This is a genomic window from Niastella sp. sgz303648 (assembly GCF_059587045.1).
Genome location: NZ_JCAPSW010000002.1, coordinates 892,171 through 911,210 on the forward strand (window position 1 = coordinate 892,171; position 19,040 = coordinate 911,210).

Below are 19,040 nucleotides of genomic sequence, written 5' to 3' on the forward strand. Positions count from 1 at the left end.
CGGGATGGGCTAAATGAAGGTATTTACGGCTATAAAATAAAAAGCCTCCCGATTCACCGGGAGACTTTGTCCACATACCTAAAACAACCAATACCTGCTAAGAATAGCTTTTAATGTCTTTTATAATAATCCTTTTTTGCCTGCAGGATCTCATTATCACGTTCACTTTTCAGTTCGTGCACTTTCTGGCGTCTTTCTTTACGTGATAAGCTTTCATCATGCCGTGCCGACCAGATGCGGTCTTTGTAATCGTTACGGATATCTTCTATTTCCATATCGAGTTTAGTTGGGCGTGCCCTGTATCCGCCGTAATAAGGTGGATATGCATAAAAAGGGCTATAGTAAGGATAATAGGGACCGTATGCACCCCATCCAAGACCTACCGAAACACTCGTCCGCGGATAATAATGCGGAGCAACACGCACCACCTTTTGGGCCGACGCATGCAGCGTTAAGCCCAAAGCACAAACTATTATTAATGTTATTGTTTTCATTTTTTTACCGTTTTAATTCCCTTATTAGACATGAAAAAATACATAAAGTATAAGAAGTGTAAATGGTGATAACGTTTCAATAACAAACGTGCCTATAATGGTTTGTGAATCTGTTTATTAACATTTGTTAACGGGCAATAGTTCTCCGAAAAAGTGTTATAGATTTTATAAAATTATGCAGCATCGGAACAGCGCTGCGTTTCGTTTGATATAACGTTTCCGCATAAGTGTTTGCAATATTATTCAATAACAAAGTAATTCAGTGAATTATATATATGCAGGGTATGTGAATTGCATACGCTGCCCCCGCAATTCAGTACGTATAAAATATCGCTTTGAGATACTACATACAATAGTGTTGGATGGAATACATTTCGGGCAACCTGCATTAAATAATATCAGCAATTATATTATTCGATCTGATAATAATTTATCAGTAAAAATAAACAAGTGGTTGAGCGTTACCACATCGCCTGGTTATAACCGGTTTAATCAAACCAAACGCGAAAACATGCTTATCAATTTTGGATTGACCTTTGAAAAGTACTTTTGAAGAATAAATCCCCATTTAAGCGATCATATTGCAGGCCGCTATGGTTGTATATTCGCGGGCGTTTAGCTTTGATTTTTGGCTGTTTATGCCTATTTTTAAAGGTTCTTCTAATTGATTTTAAGTAGCATCTTATGAACGATGAAAACATTTGCGGCAAATGGGCCGGTGAGTACTCGTATGGTGAAAATTATCCCGAACCGCTCAAAGGCAAAACAGTTGCTTTTGAAATAGACATTACCTTCGAAAATGGTCTTGTAACCGGTCATTGTACAGATGATGAGGCCACGCCGCATTTTAACCAGCCCGCCATTATTGAAGGGTCTGTTCTTGGGCATTCTATCAGTTTTATAAAAAAATATCCGCATTACTGGCAGAATGAAGAAAACGGACCACGGTTCTTACCAAAATTGCCTTCACAGGAAGTATGTTATTCAGGTCAGTTTGCAAACGGAAAATTTGAAGGCGAGTGGGAAATTGTAACTGAATTAACCGATGCCACCGGAAGTGCCATAGCCTACAAAAGTGCAGGTTTTTGGTTCATGAAGAAATTATAATAAGACACAAGCCCAGGGTACAAGGTTTAAAGTTTAAGGTATAAGGTTTAAGGTAGTTGCCGCGGTATTAAAACAACAAGTATCCTTATACCTGTTAAAAAATTGACAGGATTTGAATATTATGTTGTTCCCAAAAATCAGCATTTCTAAAACTCAACGACACCTTATACCTTAAACCTTATGCCTTTTACTTGTGCCTTGAGTTTTACTTTTTAGATAAGGCTGCATTGATCGGTGCCCTGTCAATATATTGAATCAATTCATCTATCTTATTGGTACTGTTATAGTGCATGTCGGTATGTATCCAAAACGACAACTTCTGCCCGTTTTTATACTTTGCATTTACCTGGTACCAGCTTAGCAGCCAGGTGCCTTTGGCTTCGACTGCCTGTGGCTGGTTAACGGTTACCGGTAACCAGATATCATTGCTGAAATGAATAGAGTCAATAACATTCATGCGGCGGTTTTTCCAGTATTTGGTAATAGCATCTTTGCCTGCGAGGCTATCGCCGGCCGACCAGCGATAAACGGCATTATCGGCGAACTGATTTACCCAGCCGTCGATATCGCCAGCTGCAAATTGTTCAAGGGCCTTCTTACCCATATCAACATATTTCTGATCGGCAAATTCAACCGGCCCGGGGCTTTTTGTTGATTCACCGGCAACCTGTTGTGTGGGTTGTTTAGATTCATTTTTGCAGGCCATGAGCATGGCAAAGCAAATTGTTCCCAATAGGAAATTTCTCATAATACAATTGTTTATGGGTTATAAAATGGAATGGCAGTGATGTAGTTTTTACAGAGAAGGAGGTAACGCGATTACCAGGATGAAGATTAGTAATAAGATGAAGGCTGATACTAATGTAAAACATTTTCGTGAAACGGCAATCGGCAAACGTGAAACGTGAATCGGCAAACGGTAATTCCCCGGTTTTGGTCAACCTGTTAACTTGTCAACTTCCGGACATCTGACTTTGTACTTCTGATTTACTACTTGCCACTTCTTATCTTACTCAAAAACTCTTTTGTAATACCAAGATAGGATGCGATCATATATTGAGGCACGCGTTGTTCGATATTCGGGTATTGATTCCGGAATAATTCATATCGATCTTTTGCCGGCATGCTGAAGTTATTGATGATCCGTTGTTGCGAAGCAACAAATGCCTTTTGAATAATGATCCTGAAAAACCTTTCTAATTTTGGAATGGTGATGTAAAGCGCTTCGAGATCATTATAGCCGATTTGCGCCAGTTCACAATTTTCAATGCACTGCACATTATAAGCTGCCGGTGTTTGTGTTAAAAAGCTGCCAAGATCTGCTGTCCACCAGTTTTCAATAGCAAACATTACAATATGCTCTTCGCCTTCATTATCTATATAAAACGTTTTTAAACAGCCCTTCAGCACAAAGCTTTCATACTTGCATATAGTATTGTTTTGCACTACATAATCACCCTTCTTAAAGGTGCTCAAACGAAATTTCAGAAGCAGCAGGTTTATTTCTTCCTGTGTTAATTGAACATAACGGGTGATATAGTTTATAAGTAAATCAAAGGCCATACGCCGGAATGTTACATACTTTTTTGTTAATGAAGAAAAAAAATAATTATCATAAACTGCTTTAAAATAATGCTTTAGATGGCCTGAAACCCAGTAGGAGTACGGGATATAACAAAATAAAAGCATGTTTGGTTGCGTTTTAATTTTTCAATTTGTAAATTCACAATATCACCCTTAAAAGACGTCCTTATGAGAACCCTTCAACACTTAACCATTTGTACGTGGCTAATAGTAGCTGCTGCATGCTCTTCAGACACCGCTAAAATAGGTAATGCTCCACCACCATCAGACGAGGGCTTCAAGCTTCAGCCCGCAAATACCATTCTTAGTTTCTTACAATGGTATCGTGGCAATGTTGCCCACATTAAGCAAATTGAATTGCTTAATAAGTCAACCGACCCCAAAGATGCCGGTGTTTATGCCGTTAATTTTCCGGGAACAGAACAGTATCTTGATGAATTGAAAAAAAGCGGTTTTGTATCTGATACATACATTAACAACTGGCGCGATTATTTTAAAAAATCGGATGAAAAATTAAAAAAGACGGCCCAACGCGACGGCCCCGTAAAAGAATTTGATTTAGATTTTATCATGTGGTCGAAAGATTACAGCGATGATCTGAACCGCATAGAAAAATCAACTGTAGAATATCAAAAAATCACCAACGATCAGGGTGTTGTTATGATCGGTTTACCTACCGTGGGGAGAATTAAATATAAGATCACAAAACAGGATGGTAAATGGCTAATCGACGACATTAAAGATATGCGCTCGGCATTGGATCAGGCACAGAATGATTAGATGCAAAATGCTGAACGCTGAATGCTGAACGCTGAATGCAGAACACTGAACGCAAAATACGTTATGCGTTCAGCATCAAGTGTTCAGGCTTAGAAGCGAATAAAAACAGATTGAAAAAAAGCTGTTTTTATTCGCTTTTTTATTGCCGTCGTTTGTATATTCACGAGGCATAGAGAACATTTTGCAGAATTAGCAGAAAAACAATTCTATCCCAATGCAAAACGTAAAGCATATTGCTATTTATTTGTTGGCTTTTTTATCAGCCTGTTCGGGTAATAGTAAACCTGAGCAAGTAGCCGGTACCCAAAAAGATAATATCGAAACTGCATCTCAAAACAGCATTAAAACTGCTACTCAAAAAAACAATCCGGTCAATGAGCAACCTGTCAAAACAATAATAGATTTTTTAAAATGGTATCGGGATAATATGAACCTGCTGGATATCCGTGGAATGGTGAATAATTGTCCACCCACAGATGACACCACAAAGTTCTATTCGGTAAATTTCGAAGCAACAGAGAAGTATCTGGCGAAATTTACAAAGGGTGGTTTTGTTTCTGATAAATATACCGGAACCATGCGAAAATATTTTAAGAAATGCGATGATTATTTAAAAAAGAACCACGAGAATGACGGACCTCCGGATGGCTTTGAATTTGACCTGGTCATGTGGTCGCAGGAATATGATGAAGATCTGGCGAATATTGATAAATCGAAAGTAATTGAGCAAACCGTTTCCGGTAACCAGGCGACTGTTAAACTCGGTTTTCCAACAGGCGGAAATCTTGTTTATAAATTATCAAAGAAGAGCGATAAATGGGTTATCGACAGAATAGAAAATGGGTGGACAAACAAAGACTTTAGCCTTCCATAAAATGCTGAGCAGCGTACAGAAACCCGAAGAGTGCGACGCAACTAAAGCTTCATAGCGGCACTCCTGCCAGGTTCATAAAAAAGGCGCAGCACAATTGTGCCACGCCTTCAGGTTGAAATTATAAGTATTTACGCTTCCGCCTCAGCATAAGAGCTAACCGGCTCACAGGTACATATCAGGTTCCTGTCGCCATAGGTGTTATTCACTCTTGCTACAGAGGGCCAGAATTTATTTTCACGAATATAAGCTAACGGAAAAGCTGCCTGCTCGCGGGTATAGGCATGTTGCCAGTCGCTGCTGATCACAGTCAGTTGCGTATGCGGTGCGTGTTTCAGCGCATTGTCTTTTTTATCGGCCTTGCCTGCTTCAATAGCGCGAATTTCGTCGCGTATGCTTAACAGAGCGTCGCAGAAGCGGTCAAGCTCCGATTTGTCTTCACTTTCGGTTGGTTCTATCATAATAGTGCCGGGAACCGGGAAGCTCATGGTAGGAGCGTGGAAGCCGTAATCCATCAAACGTTTTGCAATGTCTTCTGCTTCTATTTCGGCTGTTTTCTTAAACGGACGGAGGTCAACAATAAATTCATGTGCACACTCGCCATTATGATTGGTGTACAGAATTTCGTATTGTCCTTCGAGGCGTGCCCGCATATAATTGGCATTCAGAATAGCATATTCACTGGCCTTGCGAACACCTTCAGAGCCCAGCATTCTGATGTAGGCATAACTGATGAGCAATATGCTGGCGCTGCCATAGGGCGCTGCGCTAACAGCACCTTGCGTATTCAATGGCGAATGATCAAACCGGCCGATTGCCGATTCACGATTGCCGATTGACACATGGCCGGGTAAAAACTTCGCCAGATGTTCTTTAACGCAAATGGGGCCCATACCAGGACCACCTCCGCCATGCGGAATAGCGAATGTTTTATGCAGGTTCAGGTGACATACATCGGCCCCGATTAATCCCGGTGCGGTTAAGCCTACCTGTGCGTTCATGTTGGCACCATCCATATAAACCTGTCCGCCATGCTGGTGAACAATTTGTGTAATCTCTTTCACCGTTTCTTCATAAACACCATAGGTGCTGGGGTAAGTGATCATAATACCCGACAGGTTATTGCTGTACTGAGCGGCTTTTGCTTTCAGATCTTCCACATCGATATAACCGTTTTCGAGCGCTTTTACCACTACTACCTTCATACCGGCCATTACGGCGCTGGCTGGGTTGGTGCCATGGGCCGAAATAGGAATCAGCATTACGTTGCGGTGTGCTTCGTTACGGCTGGCATGGTAAGCGCGTATCACCAGCAATCCGGCGTATTCGCCCTGCGCACCACTGTTGGGTTGTAAACTGCAGGCATCAAAAGCAGTGATCTCGCACAGGTAACGGCTCAGTTCATCAACGATCTGCTGGTATCCTTCGGTTTGATCGGCCGGTGCAAACGGATGCATTTTGCTCCAGTGCTGCCAGCTTAAAGGTATCATTTCGCTGGCGGCATTCAGCTTCATGGTGCAGCTGCCCAGCGATATCATAGATGTATTGAGTGAAAGGTCTTTATTTTCCAACTGTTTAATATAGCGCATCATTTGTGTTTCGCTGCGGTGCGAATTGAATACCGGATGCGTTAAAAAGTGACTGGTACGGGTAAGCGCATTGGGAATGTTGTATAATACGGCATCTTCACTTACACCAAACCCGGCAACATTATGTTCGTTCGGCTGATCGAGCAGCAACAATATATCCAGCACATCGCTGAGGGTAGTGGTTTCATCCAGCGCAATACCAACGAGGTTATCGCCGTAATAGCGGAAGTTGATCTGTGCCGCTTCGGCCTTTTCACGAATCACTTCGGCATTGGAGGCTTTAAATACAATGGTATCGAAGAAATATTTATGCTGCAATTCGTAGCCTTCGGCTTCCAGTTCTTCGGCCAGTGCATTGGCAAGCACGGTTACGCGTTTGGCAATATTTTTTAATCCATCAGGACCATGGTAAACGGCATACATGGCAGCCATGTTGGCCAACAGGGCCTGGGCTGTACAAATATTGCTGGTAGCTTTTTCGCGTTTGATATGCTGCTCACGGGTTTGCAGCGCCATACGAAGCGCGCGGTTGCCCTGTGCATCGATGCTTACCCCAATGATACGGCCGGGGATATTGCGTTTGAAATCGTCTTTGGCTGCAAAGAAGGCTGCATGCGGTCCGCCAAAACCAAGCGGAACGCCAAAACGCTGGGCCGAACCATAGGCTACATCGGCACCCAGTTCGCCGGGCGGTGTTAACAGCGTAAGCGCCAGCAGGTCGGTACCCATAGCTACATATGCGCCTGCCTGATGAACTTTATTGATGAAATCGCGGTAATCTTCAATTGACCCTTTATCGTTGGGATATTGAACAAGGGCGCCAAAATATTGCTCGTCGATGCCGGCCGTGCGGTAATCGCCAAACACCACTTCAATACCCACCGGTAAGCCACGGGTTACCAGTACATCTTTTGTTTGCGGGAAAGTATCGTTATCTACAAAAAATTTCGGGCGGGTGATGTGCTCATGGTCTTTGTTAAGCGTGTTAAAGAACATGGTCATGGCTTCGGCAGCGGCTGTCGCTTCATCGAGCAGCGAAGCATTGGTAAGTGGTAAGGCGGTTAAATCGCTTATCAGGGTTTGAAAGTTCAGCAAACTTTCAAGCCGGCCTTGCGAAATCTCGGCCTGGTAAGGCGTGTATTGGGTATACCAGCCCGGATTTTCAAAAACGTTGCGCAAAATAACGCTGGGCGTAATGGTATCATAATAGCCCTGGCCAATATAAGTGCGGTATACTTTATTCTTCAGTGAAATTTCTTTGATCAGTTGCAGGTATTCGTGCTCGCTGATAGCAGGCGGAATACTCAAATCCTTATCCATACGAATACCTCCCGGCACCGTTTTATCGATCAGGGAATCAAGGCTCGATTCGCCAATGGCATGTAACATCTGACGGGTTTCGGTTTCATTGGGACCAATGTGGCGACGTATGAATTCCGTGTTCTGTTGTTCAAAAAGATTCATCCGGTATCTGATTTATAGTTATTGTTTCCTTTGCTGTTTGGCAGCTTGCTGCGCCCGCTAAAAGCCAATCCTGCACGCGGTTGCGATGCTTTGGTCGCTTGGGCCAAAGCCTTCGTCCGACGCCATAGGCTTTGGCCCAGGGCTGTCAGCGACGGAGCACGAAGCAGTTTCAGCAGATAAGGTTTTTTTCGATTCTTTAAACTTTAGGGCTGGCAGGCTTCGTGTTGGTTTTAGGTAAGGCGCGGCAAAGTTAATATTTACCAGCCAGACTAACACCTGTTTGTTGCACAGGGTGAATAGAATGTGGAAATGAGGCAATTGGCTAATGAATCAATGTACAAATATGCAAATTTGCCAATATTTTAGCCCTGGAAAGTTGTGTGGAAGGGAAGATGTTGATTAAGTGTTTTTTCTTATGTGTTGAGTTACGCCACTCGCTGCTAACTACCTGCTATTTCCTGATTACCACAGGTTCTTCCTGTAATTGGGTCGCGGTACGGCCATCTTCTTCGGCACGCATTTCTTCACTGGTTAAGCGGCTGCCATCGTGGCTCCATCCGGGCGGGCCAAACAGGTAAAACCACTTTTCTTTAAAACCAATGTCTTTGCGGGCAACATCTTTCCACATTTGCTGCCACTCATGAAATATAATGGTAAAGGGCGTTTCTTTTTCGATGGGTTTTGTTAATCCGAATTTTATAGGCTGATATTCCTGTTCGTTCAGCTCAGGCTGAAAAGTGCCGAAAAGCTTGTCCCAGATGATCAGGAACATGCCCATATTCTTATCTAAATATTTGGCATTGGAAGCATGATGCACCCTGTGGTGCGAGGGGGTAACCAGTATATACTCAAGCCATCCCAGTTTATTGATCAGCTTTGTATGTACAAATATGCCCCAGATCTGTGTGGCAGAATAGATGAATATAATGTCAATCGGCTTAAAACCCATTAAAGCCAGCGGAATAAAATATAAAAACCGGTATAAAGGCTGAAATACCGAGGAGCGGAAGCCTACTGTAAAATTCAAATGCTCCGACGAATGATGTGTAACATGCACTGCCCAGAAAAAGCGGATCTCATGATCGAACCGGTGCAGCCAGTAATACATGAAGTCTTCGAGTAAGAGCAACATAAACCAATATACTACCACATGGCTAAAAGACAATATATGATAGCGATATACATAATCGAGTATTACTAAATAAACCCCACGGAGCAGCAGGTCGAGAGCGCCATTCAGCAACATCAGGTACAAATTGGCGGCTGTATCCTTCCAGCTATATAATGCACGGTGGCGGTAATTGCTTAACAGCAGTTCTACCCCTATAATGATAGCGTAAATGGGGGTACCGAAAAGAATTAATATTTGTTCACGAAGAGAGTTCATGAATGGATGCGCAAAAGTAAATCAAGAAGTTGAAATATCATAGACCGGGAATTTAATAGATGGTTAAATGGTTAGATTGTTTGATGGTTGGGCGGTTGAGTGGCTGACTGCTTTTCAACCAGTCTCATTTGCTCGCTCGTTACCCTTGTACTGTCATGGCTCCATCCCGGAGGGCCAAACACATACATTAACTTTTGTTTGAAGCTGATGTCTTTCCGTTGTACATCTTTTATAATTGCTGACCACTCGTGAAAAATAATTACCGGTATAGTGTCGTTTTCAGGGGGATGTGTAATGCCATACCGTAGAGGCTGATACTTTTCGGCTGGTAATTCAGGTTGAAAACTGCCAAATAATTTATCCCACAGAATGAATACCGTACCCATGTTCTTATCGAGATACATGGGGTTCGATGCATGATGAACGCGATGATGCGAAGGCGTTACAAATATATATTCGAGCCATCCCAGCTTTTTTATTTTTTCGGTATGCGTTAATATAGCCCACACCTGACAAACAGAATACATGAAGAAAATATCAACCGGTCGAAAACCTGCAACAGCAACTGGTATAAAAAATATAAAACTGTAAAAAGGTTCCAGTATGCCCGTTCTGAATCCTACACTAAAATTAAAATGGGTTGAGGTATGATGGTTTACATGTACAGCCCAGAAAAACCTGCAGCTATGGCCCAACCGGTGCAGCCAGTAATGCATCATATCTATAAACAAAAGCAGTACCACCCAGTAAGCAACCGAATGCGGCCATGTAAATGTATTGTAGCTGAAAAAAAATGTAAGCACCAGTAAACTAACTCCACGCATTAACAGATCGGTAACACCAGTTATGATGCTAAGGAAAAAATTATGAAAAGTATCTTTTATTGAATATGCTTTAACACCATCCAGATGACTAATCAGTAATTCCATGCCAATAACGATGATATAAAGCGGTGTCGACAAAAGCAATATGAGCTGATCGTATAATACGCGCATACAATAAAAAAACAAAAACCAAACCATGTATCTGATGTATGGACTAACTTGCAGGTTGATAATGCATCCGATGTTTTTCCATGAATTGAACTTCCTGAAATAAACCCATCGGATGCCTTTAAGAATGAAGTAACAAATGTTCTGACATTTGTAATATTGAACCGAATTGGTATAATTGAATAACTCATTTACCTGGTAAACACAGCCATGGCAGCACATAGTGATCATAATGAACATGTTACAGGCATCGAAGATGGCAATTGGCAAAAGAAAAGTGCTGAGCATCTGAAGCAGTACAAAAATTTGTTAAAGCGTGCCGACAAAAACAAAGTGTTGAAAAAATTGCCCGATTTGCATGAACAGGCTTTTTCAAAAATCGATTGCCTGCAGTGTGCCGCCTGTTGTAAAAACTATTCCCCCCGTTTTAAAACGCCCGATATAAAACGCATCAGTAAACACCTTAAAATGAAAGAAGGTGAATTTATTGAAACATACCTTCGTTTAGACGAAGACGGCGATTATGTGGTAAAGCAAACACCGTGTGCATTTTTAGGGTCAGATAACTATTGCAGTATTTATGAAGTTCGCCCTTCTGATTGCGAACGGTTCCCATATACCAATGAAGATGTGATTTTGAAGCGTGCGCAACTTACCCTTAAAAATGCTACTTTCTGTCCCGCGGTATACTATGTGCTTGAAAGGTTGCTCGATGATACAAAATAGGTGAGTAGGGAGTAGTAAGTAGCGAGTAGGAAAGAAATAGGCAATAGACAATAAGCAAAAGAACCGTCATTAAAGGCTTACGTTTGCCAATTGCCAATTGCTAATTGCCTGTTGCCAATTGTCCATTGCTAATTGCCAATTGATTCATGTCGCATTTGCCATCACTCATACAGGATCTTGCGCTTATACTGGTTATCGCCGGTATAACCACCCTTATATTTAAACGGTTAAAACAACCTGTTGTATTGGGCTATATACTGGCAGGCCTGCTGGTTGGACCCAACTTTTCGTTATTACCCACCATTTCAGATGTGGATGGTATAAAAGTGTGGGCCGATATTGGGGTTATATTTTTATTATTCAGCCTGGGCCTTGAATTCAGTTTTAAAAAGCTGATAAAAATTGGCGGTACGGCAGGCATAACCGGTATATTCGAAATCATTTGTATGGTGGCGTTAGGTTATGTTACCGGCAAAATGCTGGGATGGCCAGCTATGGATTGCATTTTCCTCGGAGGTATCATTGCCATTTCTTCTACTACCATCATCATTCGTGCATTTGATGAACTGGGTGTTAAAACAAAAAAGTTTGCCGGCGTGGTATTGGGCGTTTTGGTTATTGAAGATGTAATGGCTGTATTGCTGATGGTGTTATTGAGTACCCTCGCAGTGAGTCGTGAGTTTGCAGGCGCCGAAATGCTGCAATCGGTATTGAAGCTGGTTTTCTTTTTATGCCTTTGGTTTATATCAGGTATTTTTTTGTTGCCCGGCTTTTTGAAATGGGGCCGCAAAATGATGAACGATGAAACCATGCTGGTGATTTCGCTGGGACTTTGTTTGCTGATGGTAGTGCTGGCCACTTATGCAGGATTTTCGGCTCCGCTCGGCGCTTTTATCATGGGTTCGGTGCTGGCCGAAACCACACAGGCCGAAAGAATTGAACACCTGGTGCAACCGGTAAAGAATTTATTCGGCGCTATATTTTTTGTATCGGTAGGCCTGCTCATCGATCCGGCCCTGCTGATGCAATATATTGTTCCGGTTCTGCTTCTTTCTTTGGTGGTAATTATGGGAAAAACGGTGAATGTAACATTAGGCGCCTTGTTATCGGGCCAACCATTAAAGCAATCGTTGCAGGCGGGCATGAGCCTTGCGCAGATCGGCGAATTTTCTTTTATCATTGCCACATTGGGATTGAGTTTAAACGTTACCAGCGAATACCTGTACCCCATAGCAGTTGGTGTTTCGGTGATCACCACTTTTACCACACCGTATATGATAAGGCTGGCTGAACCTTTTTACAACTGGTTATCGCCAAGGCTGCCCATGAAATGGCGCGCAGCTATAAACCAGTACAGCACCGGGGCGCAAATCATACAGGCCGAAAGCGACTGGAGAATTGTTTTACGATCGTATCTGGTGATTATGTTGACCAATACGGTGATCACTGCTGCGCTGATTTTGTTATCGGTCCGGTATTTATTTCCTGTTATAAAATCGCAACTGCCCGATAACGGATTGCCGGCTGTCATAACATTTGTTATTACCCTGTTTGCTACGGCGCCGTTTTTATGGGCGCTATCGATTCGAAAAATGCATTCGCTTGCTTACCGCAATTTATGGCTCGATAAAAAATACAACCATGGTCCGCTGGTGATGCTCGAAGTATTGCGAAATGTAATACTGGTGGTATTGGTGGGGTTTATGGTGAACCAGCTGTTCAACACCATGATTGCTCTGGGGGCCATTTTGCCGGTTATCATTATAGTGCTGCTTGTTTTTTCGCGCAGACTGAATTCGTTTTATGCACGTATTGAAAAGCGTTTTTTATCGAACCTTAACGAACGGGAACGTATGCAAACTTCCGGTACCGGCGATTTATCGCCCTGGGATGCGCATATGGCTTTCTTTACTTTAACGGCTGAATCGGCCGTGGTAGGTAAAACCCTGCAGGAGCTTGCCTGGCGTGAACAATACGGAATTAATATCGCCTTTATTGAACGCGGCGCCATAACCATAAAGGCGCCGGGACGTACCGATATGCTGTTCCCGCACGATAAAATTGCCGTTATTGGAACCGATGTGCAACTGGAGCAGTTCAGGAAAATAGTAGAAGCTGAAACAGTTAATTCGCAGGATGGCCATGAAGAGATATCCCTGAATAAAATAATTGTAGATGAGCACAATGGATTGAAGGGTAAAACCATTCGCGCATCACGCATTCGCGAAATGACCAACGGACTGGTAGTTGGCATTGAACGCAACGGAGAACGCATATTGAACCCTGGTTCTTTTACCGTGTTTGAATGGGATGATGTGGTTTGGATAGTGGGCGACCGCAAAAAGATTGAGCAGTTGAGGGCGTTGACAGGTTAATCAGTTGACAGGTTAACCAGTTAACAGGTTTATTGGTTGTCTGACTTTTCAACTATTCAACTTGTTAACTTTTCAACTAATCAGTAAATTACATTAAAAATAATTGCTATGCCAAAGTATGTAATTGAAAGAGAGTTGCCGAACATTGGCAATTCCTCAACGCACCAGTTGCAGGAAATTGCGCAAAGCTCCTGCGATGTATTACGCAATATGGGACCCGAAATACAATGGGTTCAAAGCTATGTAACAGATAACAAAATTTATTGCGTGTACAATGCGCCCAATGAAGAAATGATTAAACAGCACGCAAAAGAAGGCGGCTTTCCGGCCGATAAAATCAGCCGTGTAAGAGCAGTCATAGATCCTGTAACAGCAGAAGAAGTAATGGTTTAACTATTGAAGTAATTTGAAAATGTGCTGATTTGTTCCCAGCCGGTCCTATTTTCAAATTTGCACATTTTCAAATTTTCAAATTGTTTAATATTCAAACTTTCTGAGGGTTGGCGCTTTAAACCACATAGTCATTACCACCAGTAACGTCATGGCGCCGCCAAATATCACCGAAGGCACAATGCCCAACAGTTTAGCCGCTACGCCACTTTCGAAATTACCGATCTCGTTAGATGAGTTGATGAACATGGAATTTACCGAAGAAACCCGTCCGCGCATTTCGTCGGGTGTTTTTAACTGCAGAATAGTGCCGCGTATTACCACACTGATTCCGTCGAGTACACCACTCATCAGCAATGCAGTAAACGACAGCCAGTAAACTTTCGATAACCCAAAGGTAATAATGCACAAACCATAACCTGCCACCACATACAACAGCGTTAGCCCCTGTTTATTACGCAGCGGACGTAAAGTAAGCGTAAGTATGATGCTAATGGAACCAATATCGGCCGCTGCATTGAGCCAGCCGAACCCGATGGCGCCCACATGCAAAATTTCGCCTGCATAAAAAGGGATCATGGCAACAGCGCCGCCGAATAAAACGGCAAACATATCGAGCGAAAATGCACCCAATAATTCTTTGGTTTTAAAAACATAGCGCAATCCTTCCTTAACACTGTCCCATGTAGCCTGTTCTTTGTTGGCATGTACAATGGGTTTGCGTTCTACCTGGTAAAGGGCAATAGCCGCTATGAGTATGTAAGTAACAATCAACACAAATGTGCCGGTATAGCCGGTATAGGCAATTAAAAATCCGGCAGAGGCATGGCCGAGTACCGATGCCGACAGCCAGGTGCCGGAGCTCCAGGACACTGCATTGGGTAAAATGTTTTTTGGCACCAGTTGCGCCAGTATAGAGCTGGAAGCGGGGCCCGAAAACGCGCGAATAACGCCGGTGCAGAAAATAACCAGGTATATACCATACTGAACAAAATGTTTGCCCAGGTTCAATTCGGTATTGCGCAGCGTTATGAACATCAGTGCCGATGCGCACAAAAAGTATAGTAAAATAGTTCTGAAAAGCAGGGTGCGTTTATCGCTTTTATCTACCACATGACCCGAATACAGCGCAAGTGAAATAGCTGGTATGGCTTCCGACAATCCGATAAAGGCAAGCGCCAGCGGATTTTTGGTGATCTGGTACATCTTCCACCAAACAACGGTTCCAATCATGCGCATTCCCATGATAAAAAAGAACCGTTGAATGATATACAGGCGAAATTCTTTTATTCGAATAGAAACAAAGGGACTTGCTGAATTTTCGGGACTCAGATCGGCTGGCATTCACTTACTATTTGATGATCAGGCGTAAAAGTAGGTTGAAAAGTTAATAAGTTGATGGGTTAATCAGTTGACAAGGTAACTGGCTGAATGATATATGATAAAAAAATAAAGTTTGCTGCCTTTTCAACTTATCAACTGGTCAGATTGTCAATGCGTCGTGAACTTTTCAACTGTCAACTGGTTAACTTATTAACTGGTCAACTTTCGTCAACTTTTCAACTAATCAACGTAATTTCAGTATTCTGAATAAAAAATAACAATGGCAAGCATTATCGACCTGGTAGGCAATACCCCGATGGTAGAAATAAAAACATTGAACCCAAATAAGCATGTAACGATGTATGCCAAGCTCGAGGGCAATAATCCGGGCGGCAGTGTAAAAGACAGGCCTGCATTAAACATGATTAAATCGGCGCTGGAGCGTGGCGACATAAAACCGGGATCAAAATTAATTGAAGCAACCAGCGGCAATACCGGCATAGCGCTGGCCATGGTGGCGTGCCTGTTCAACCTCGATATAGAGCTGGTAATGCCTTCTACCTCAACCCGCGAAAGAACGCTTACCATGGAAGCATACGGCGCCAGAGTAACGCTGCTGGATACCATTGAAAAATGCCGTGATTATGCCGAAGAAAAAGCTGCCACCGGAGAGTATGTAATATTGAATCAGTTTTCGAATCCTGATAACTACAAAGCACATTATAAAACCACCGGGCCCGAAATATGGCGCGATACGAATCAAACAATTACTCATTTTGTTAGCTCTATGGGCACCACCGGCACTATTATGGGCTGCAGTATGTTTTTTAAAGAAAAAGATCCAAACATTCAAATTGTAGGTTGCCAGCCTACCGAAGAATCATCGATACCCGGTATACGCAGATGGCCCGCAGCATATTTGCCAAAAATTTTCGATCCCAGCCGGGTTGATCGTATTATGGATGTATCGCAACAGGAAGCTACCGTTATGGCACGGCAACTGGCGAAAGTTGAAGGTGTGTTTGCCGGTATGAGCAGTGGCGGTGCTGCAGCAGCGGCCATCAGACTGGCAAAGGAAATTGAGTCGGGCGTTATTGTATTTATCGTTTGCGACCGGGGCGACAGATATTTAAGCAGTGATTTGTTTGGGTAGTTATCCTTATTATGAGGTGCCGGTAATTCTTTTTATTATCGTAATAAAAAGGTGCTCTGCAGTATTTCTTTCAATTGATTCATGTTGCAATGTTTTGCTGAATAGTAATAATTGTCTTGAATTGAGATTATACATGCTTTTAATAGTGTCTAACCCCTGTTTTTTTTCTTTAACGTTTATGAGTAACTGATATAGGTTGTCCATCTTTTTTTCCTCGTCATGCAGCAAGTGTAAGTCTACGTGACCAATAATTTTTATGTGGCCGTCGGCTTTGGAAACGATAAGTCCCGGGGGACCCGCAAGGGGAGGTTCGGCATATTCTTCTCCGTTGAGATGAAGTAAGATAAAATCAAAATAATAACAGCCGGTAAATTCTGTAATTTCTCCAATGCCCAACTTTAAGTTTAAATCGGCTGGCCATCCTTTATTATATTGATGAATAAAGTTTTGTGCGTTGATACTGGCTTCGGTTAAGGTCATTAGCTTACATTGTTATTACGCAAAGTAAATAAAGTGCCCGCTAATGGCAAGCCGTTGGAAATTATTTGAGGGGCAGTATATTTTTTTAAATTATTAAAAGGATTCCTTATCTATTCAGCCTCAATCATTCAGGATTGCGGCCACCCATGCATGATGCAGCCGGGTGGCAAGGGTGCTGCATGCAGGCCCGGAAAGGCTTCAAAACGGTACAATAATTGCCGTCTGATTGTGAATATTTATCCTAAGCCTGATTTGTAACCTATGCAAAAGTTTAAGCCGTTATTCATTGAATTAATCTGGTTGGCTGTTATTTTAAACGCCACCGTATTCGTTACCATATTTGTATTTGGCTGGACTTTCCTCAGTAATCAATTCGACATCCGTTTACACGAAACTTATTTCACCATTTCTTCCTGGAAGATCGTTCTTCCCTTATATGTTTTTTTCGTTTTCTTTATTTATCTCATAAAAGAGATCCGGCATCATTTTACACGCAAAGCTTCCAACATCATTATTATAGTTGCAGGCGCTATTCTGATTTTATTAATAGCCACTATCAATAAGCAGGTTATCATATCTGAAATGATTTATTTTGGCGATTCCTCTATTTTTCCTCCCTTATCGGCCATGAGCGAAAAACAAATGAAAACAGCTATAAGTCCGGCAGTGCATGTTGTTTCAAATTCCCTTACTGTAATTCAGTTTGGGGTAACACTAAGCCTGTTGTACGTTGCTTTTAAAATGGGTATGCATCGCATAGCAGTGGTGAATAGTAGTAGTAATGGTAGTAGCAATAACAATAACGTAGCTGCTATAAAACCAAAGGCCCAGCCATCGGTTGTGAAGGCGAAGGAAGAAGTGAAAAAATAAGGTACCCGCCTCCGCTTAAGCTTCGGCGGCAAGCAAGGCCCAGGCTCAGGTTACAAGTTGCAGGGTTACAAGTTACAGGTTACAAGGTTCAGGACCTTTGCGCCTTGGCGACTTTGCGCGAGCTATTAAGGTAATGAAAAATAATGCTGCCCGTTCTCATAGTCCTGGTCAAGCGCATCGATAATTACCTGTAAATGTTTCGGGTTATCCAGAAAATCGGCATTGGAGGCATCGATGAACAGGGTTTTTATATTGTGCTGTTTTATGTAGTGGGTATACGTTTGCTGAATGTTCAGCAGGTATTCATCGGCAATGCCCTGTTCGTATGAGCGGTTGCGTTTTTTGATATTTTGTTGTAACCGGTTAACAGGCGCATGCAGGTAAATAAGAATATCGGGTTGAACCAGTTGCTGATGTATGATATCAAATAGTTTCTGATACAACCTGAATTCCTCTTCAGGCAAATTTACTTTCGCAAACAGCAAACATTTCGTAAACAGGTAATCGGTAATGGTAGTACTTTGAAACAGATCTTTTGTATGGATCAGCTCCTTCAGCTGTTTGTACCGTTCGGCCATAAAGAACAACTCAAGCGGAAACGCATATTGATGCGGGTTTTCATAAAACTTGGGCAAAAAAGGATTATCGGCAAATTCTTCCAGTATTAAACGTGCATTAAAATGTTTCGCCAGCAAATGGGCCAGCGTGGTTTTCCCTGCACCAATATTTCCTTCTATAGTGATAAAGTGATATTTCATCGTGAATGGTGAATGGTCAATCGTGAATGCTCAATCGTGAATGGTCAATCGTGAAACGTAAAACGGTAATAAAAATGTTTGTGGTTTGTAGTTTGTGGTTCTTTTCAGGCAAATTTCTTTTGCTCCCTTATACCTGTTCCCTGACTCCCAATTCCTACTCGCCACTTCCTACTTGCCAATTGTCTATTGTCCATTGCCTACTGCCTGCTTCTTTAAAGCAGCTTCTTAACAGCCAGCTTATCACTGCACTCCAACAGCAACTGTTCAATGGTTTTCAGCAACACCGGGTGAACATAGGTGGCCGCTATTTCGTTCAATGGTTCCAACGCAAAGCGGCGGTTTTGCAACTGCGGATGAGGTACCGTAAGGTTCGGTTCATCGATAACGGCATCGTTATAAAAAAGAATATCGATATCTATGATCCGGGGACCGTTTTTTTCCATCCGCCGGCGCCCCATTTTTTCTTCAATCGTTAAAATTGTGGCAATCAGCTCCTGTGCAGGGAGCGGGGTGGTTAATAAAACCGCCTGGTTCAAAAAAGCCGCCTGATCGGTTTTACCCCAGGCTGCCGTTTCATACACAGCCGATTGTTGCACTACCGGGCCGCAGGTGTTCTGTAAAAATACTATGGCCTGCCGCAGGTTTTGCAACCGGTTGCCCATATTGCCGCCTATCAGTAAAAAGACTTTATTCATAT

18 protein-coding genes are annotated in these 19,040 nt (G+C 42.5%); 8 read left to right on the top strand and 10 right to left on the bottom strand.

Annotation, left to right across the window (positions count from 1 at the left end):
• Positions 1-110 precede the first annotated feature (110 nt).
• Entirely contained in the window at positions 111-494 is a 384-nt protein-coding gene (locus AC59IL_RS08150) for a hypothetical protein (protein ID WP_496551609.1), read from the bottom strand.
• A gap of 684 nt (positions 495-1,178) precedes the next feature.
• Here AC59IL_RS08150 and AC59IL_RS08155 point away from each other — a divergent pair.
• The gene (locus AC59IL_RS08155) at positions 1,179-1,601 is read left to right on the top strand and encodes a hypothetical protein (protein WP_496551610.1); all 423 of its coding nucleotides are present in this window, start codon (positions 1,179-1,181) and stop codon (positions 1,599-1,601) included.
• Between the two features lie 205 nt (positions 1,602-1,806).
• Here AC59IL_RS08155 and AC59IL_RS08160 read toward each other — a convergent pair whose 3' ends face one another.
• Both AC59IL_RS08160 and AC59IL_RS08165 read right to left on the bottom strand, forming a co-directional pair.
• Positions 1,807-2,349 carry a nuclear transport factor 2 family protein gene (locus tag AC59IL_RS08160; protein ID WP_496551611.1) on the bottom strand — a complete coding sequence of 181 codons (543 nt, stop codon included), beginning with the start codon at positions 2,347-2,349 and terminating at the stop codon, positions 1,807-1,809.
• A gap of 242 nt (positions 2,350-2,591) precedes the next feature.
• Positions 2,592-3,164, bottom strand: a complete 573-nt coding sequence (locus AC59IL_RS08165) for a Crp/Fnr family transcriptional regulator (RefSeq protein WP_496551612.1) — start codon at positions 3,162-3,164, stop codon at positions 2,592-2,594.
• A 189-nt stretch (positions 3,165-3,353) separates the two neighbouring features.
• Here AC59IL_RS08165 and AC59IL_RS08170 point away from each other — a divergent pair, with 189 nt between their 5' ends.
• The gene (locus tag AC59IL_RS08170; RefSeq protein WP_496551613.1) at positions 3,354-3,965 is read left to right on the top strand and encodes a hypothetical protein; all 612 of its coding nucleotides are present in this window, start codon (positions 3,354-3,356) and stop codon (positions 3,963-3,965) included.
• A gap of 214 nt (positions 3,966-4,179) precedes the next feature.
• Positions 4,180-4,839, top strand: a complete 660-nt coding sequence (locus tag AC59IL_RS08175) for a hypothetical protein (RefSeq protein WP_496551614.1) — start codon at positions 4,180-4,182, stop codon at positions 4,837-4,839.
• 128 nt (positions 4,840-4,967) lie between these two features.
• Here AC59IL_RS08175 and gcvP read toward each other — a convergent pair whose 3' ends face one another.
• The 3 genes from gcvP to AC59IL_RS08190 form a co-directional block, all read right to left on the bottom strand.
• Positions 4,968-7,889 (bottom strand): aminomethyl-transferring glycine dehydrogenase, encoded by a 2,922-nt coding sequence (gene gcvP, locus AC59IL_RS08180; protein ID WP_496551615.1) that lies wholly within the window; start codon positions 7,887-7,889, stop codon positions 4,968-4,970.
• Positions 7,890-8,340: 451 nt separating this feature from the next.
• On the bottom strand, positions 8,341-9,276 hold the full coding sequence (locus AC59IL_RS08185; RefSeq protein WP_496551616.1) for a sterol desaturase family protein: 936 nt from the start codon (positions 9,274-9,276) through the stop codon (positions 8,341-8,343).
• Positions 9,277-9,347: 71 nt separating this feature from the next.
• The gene (locus AC59IL_RS08190; protein ID WP_496551617.1) at positions 9,348-10,499 is read right to left on the bottom strand and encodes a sterol desaturase family protein; all 1,152 of its coding nucleotides are present in this window, start codon (positions 10,497-10,499) and stop codon (positions 9,348-9,350) included.
• Between AC59IL_RS08190 and AC59IL_RS08195 the strand changes: the two genes are divergently transcribed.
• The 3 genes from AC59IL_RS08195 to AC59IL_RS08205 all read left to right on the top strand — a co-directional run bounded on the left by AC59IL_RS08195 (position 10,479) and on the right by AC59IL_RS08205 (position 13,762).
• Complete coding sequence (locus AC59IL_RS08195; protein ID WP_496551618.1) at positions 10,479-10,994, top strand: YkgJ family cysteine cluster protein; 516 nt, start codon at positions 10,479-10,481, stop codon at positions 10,992-10,994. The genes AC59IL_RS08190 and AC59IL_RS08195 overlap by 21 nt on opposite strands.
• A gap of 146 nt (positions 10,995-11,140) precedes the next feature.
• Positions 11,141-13,369, top strand: coding sequence for a monovalent cation:proton antiporter family protein (locus tag AC59IL_RS08200; protein WP_496551619.1), 2,229 nt, complete (start codon positions 11,141-11,143; stop codon positions 13,367-13,369).
• A gap of 108 nt (positions 13,370-13,477) precedes the next feature.
• A complete protein-coding gene (locus AC59IL_RS08205) occupies positions 13,478-13,762 on the top strand; it encodes a DUF4242 domain-containing protein (RefSeq protein WP_496551620.1) in 285 nt (94 codons plus the stop codon).
• Between the two features lie 84 nt (positions 13,763-13,846).
• Here AC59IL_RS08205 and AC59IL_RS08210 read toward each other — a convergent pair whose 3' ends face one another.
• Positions 13,847-15,103: an MFS transporter gene (locus tag AC59IL_RS08210; RefSeq protein WP_496551621.1), complete on the bottom strand. Its 1,257-nt coding sequence runs from the start codon at positions 15,101-15,103 to the stop codon at positions 13,847-13,849.
• Positions 15,104-15,362: 259 nt separating this feature from the next.
• Here AC59IL_RS08210 and cysM point away from each other — a divergent pair, with 259 nt between their 5' ends.
• Positions 15,363-16,235, top strand: coding sequence for a cysteine synthase CysM (cysM, locus tag AC59IL_RS08215; RefSeq protein WP_496551622.1), 873 nt, complete (start codon positions 15,363-15,365; stop codon positions 16,233-16,235).
• A gap of 9 nt (positions 16,236-16,244) precedes the next feature.
• Here cysM and AC59IL_RS08220 read toward each other — a convergent pair whose 3' ends face one another.
• Positions 16,245-16,715 carry a hypothetical protein gene (locus AC59IL_RS08220; protein WP_496551623.1) on the bottom strand — a complete coding sequence of 157 codons (471 nt, stop codon included), beginning with the start codon at positions 16,713-16,715 and terminating at the stop codon, positions 16,245-16,247.
• A gap of 261 nt (positions 16,716-16,976) precedes the next feature.
• Between AC59IL_RS08220 and AC59IL_RS08225 the strand changes: the two genes are divergently transcribed.
• Complete coding sequence (locus AC59IL_RS08225) at positions 16,977-17,585, top strand: hypothetical protein (RefSeq protein WP_496551624.1); 609 nt, start codon at positions 16,977-16,979, stop codon at positions 17,583-17,585.
• Between the two features lie 125 nt (positions 17,586-17,710).
• Here AC59IL_RS08225 and AC59IL_RS08230 read toward each other — a convergent pair whose 3' ends face one another.
• Together AC59IL_RS08230 and folK are read right to left on the bottom strand one after the other, a co-directional pair.
• Positions 17,711-18,343 carry a deoxynucleoside kinase gene (locus AC59IL_RS08230; protein WP_496551625.1) on the bottom strand — a complete coding sequence of 211 codons (633 nt, stop codon included), beginning with the start codon at positions 18,341-18,343 and terminating at the stop codon, positions 17,711-17,713.
• A gap of 212 nt (positions 18,344-18,555) precedes the next feature.
• Positions 18,556-19,038: a 2-amino-4-hydroxy-6-hydroxymethyldihydropteridine diphosphokinase gene (gene folK / locus AC59IL_RS08235; protein ID WP_496551626.1), complete on the bottom strand. Its 483-nt coding sequence runs from the start codon at positions 19,036-19,038 to the stop codon at positions 18,556-18,558.
• Positions 19,039-19,040: the final 2 nt, after the last annotated feature.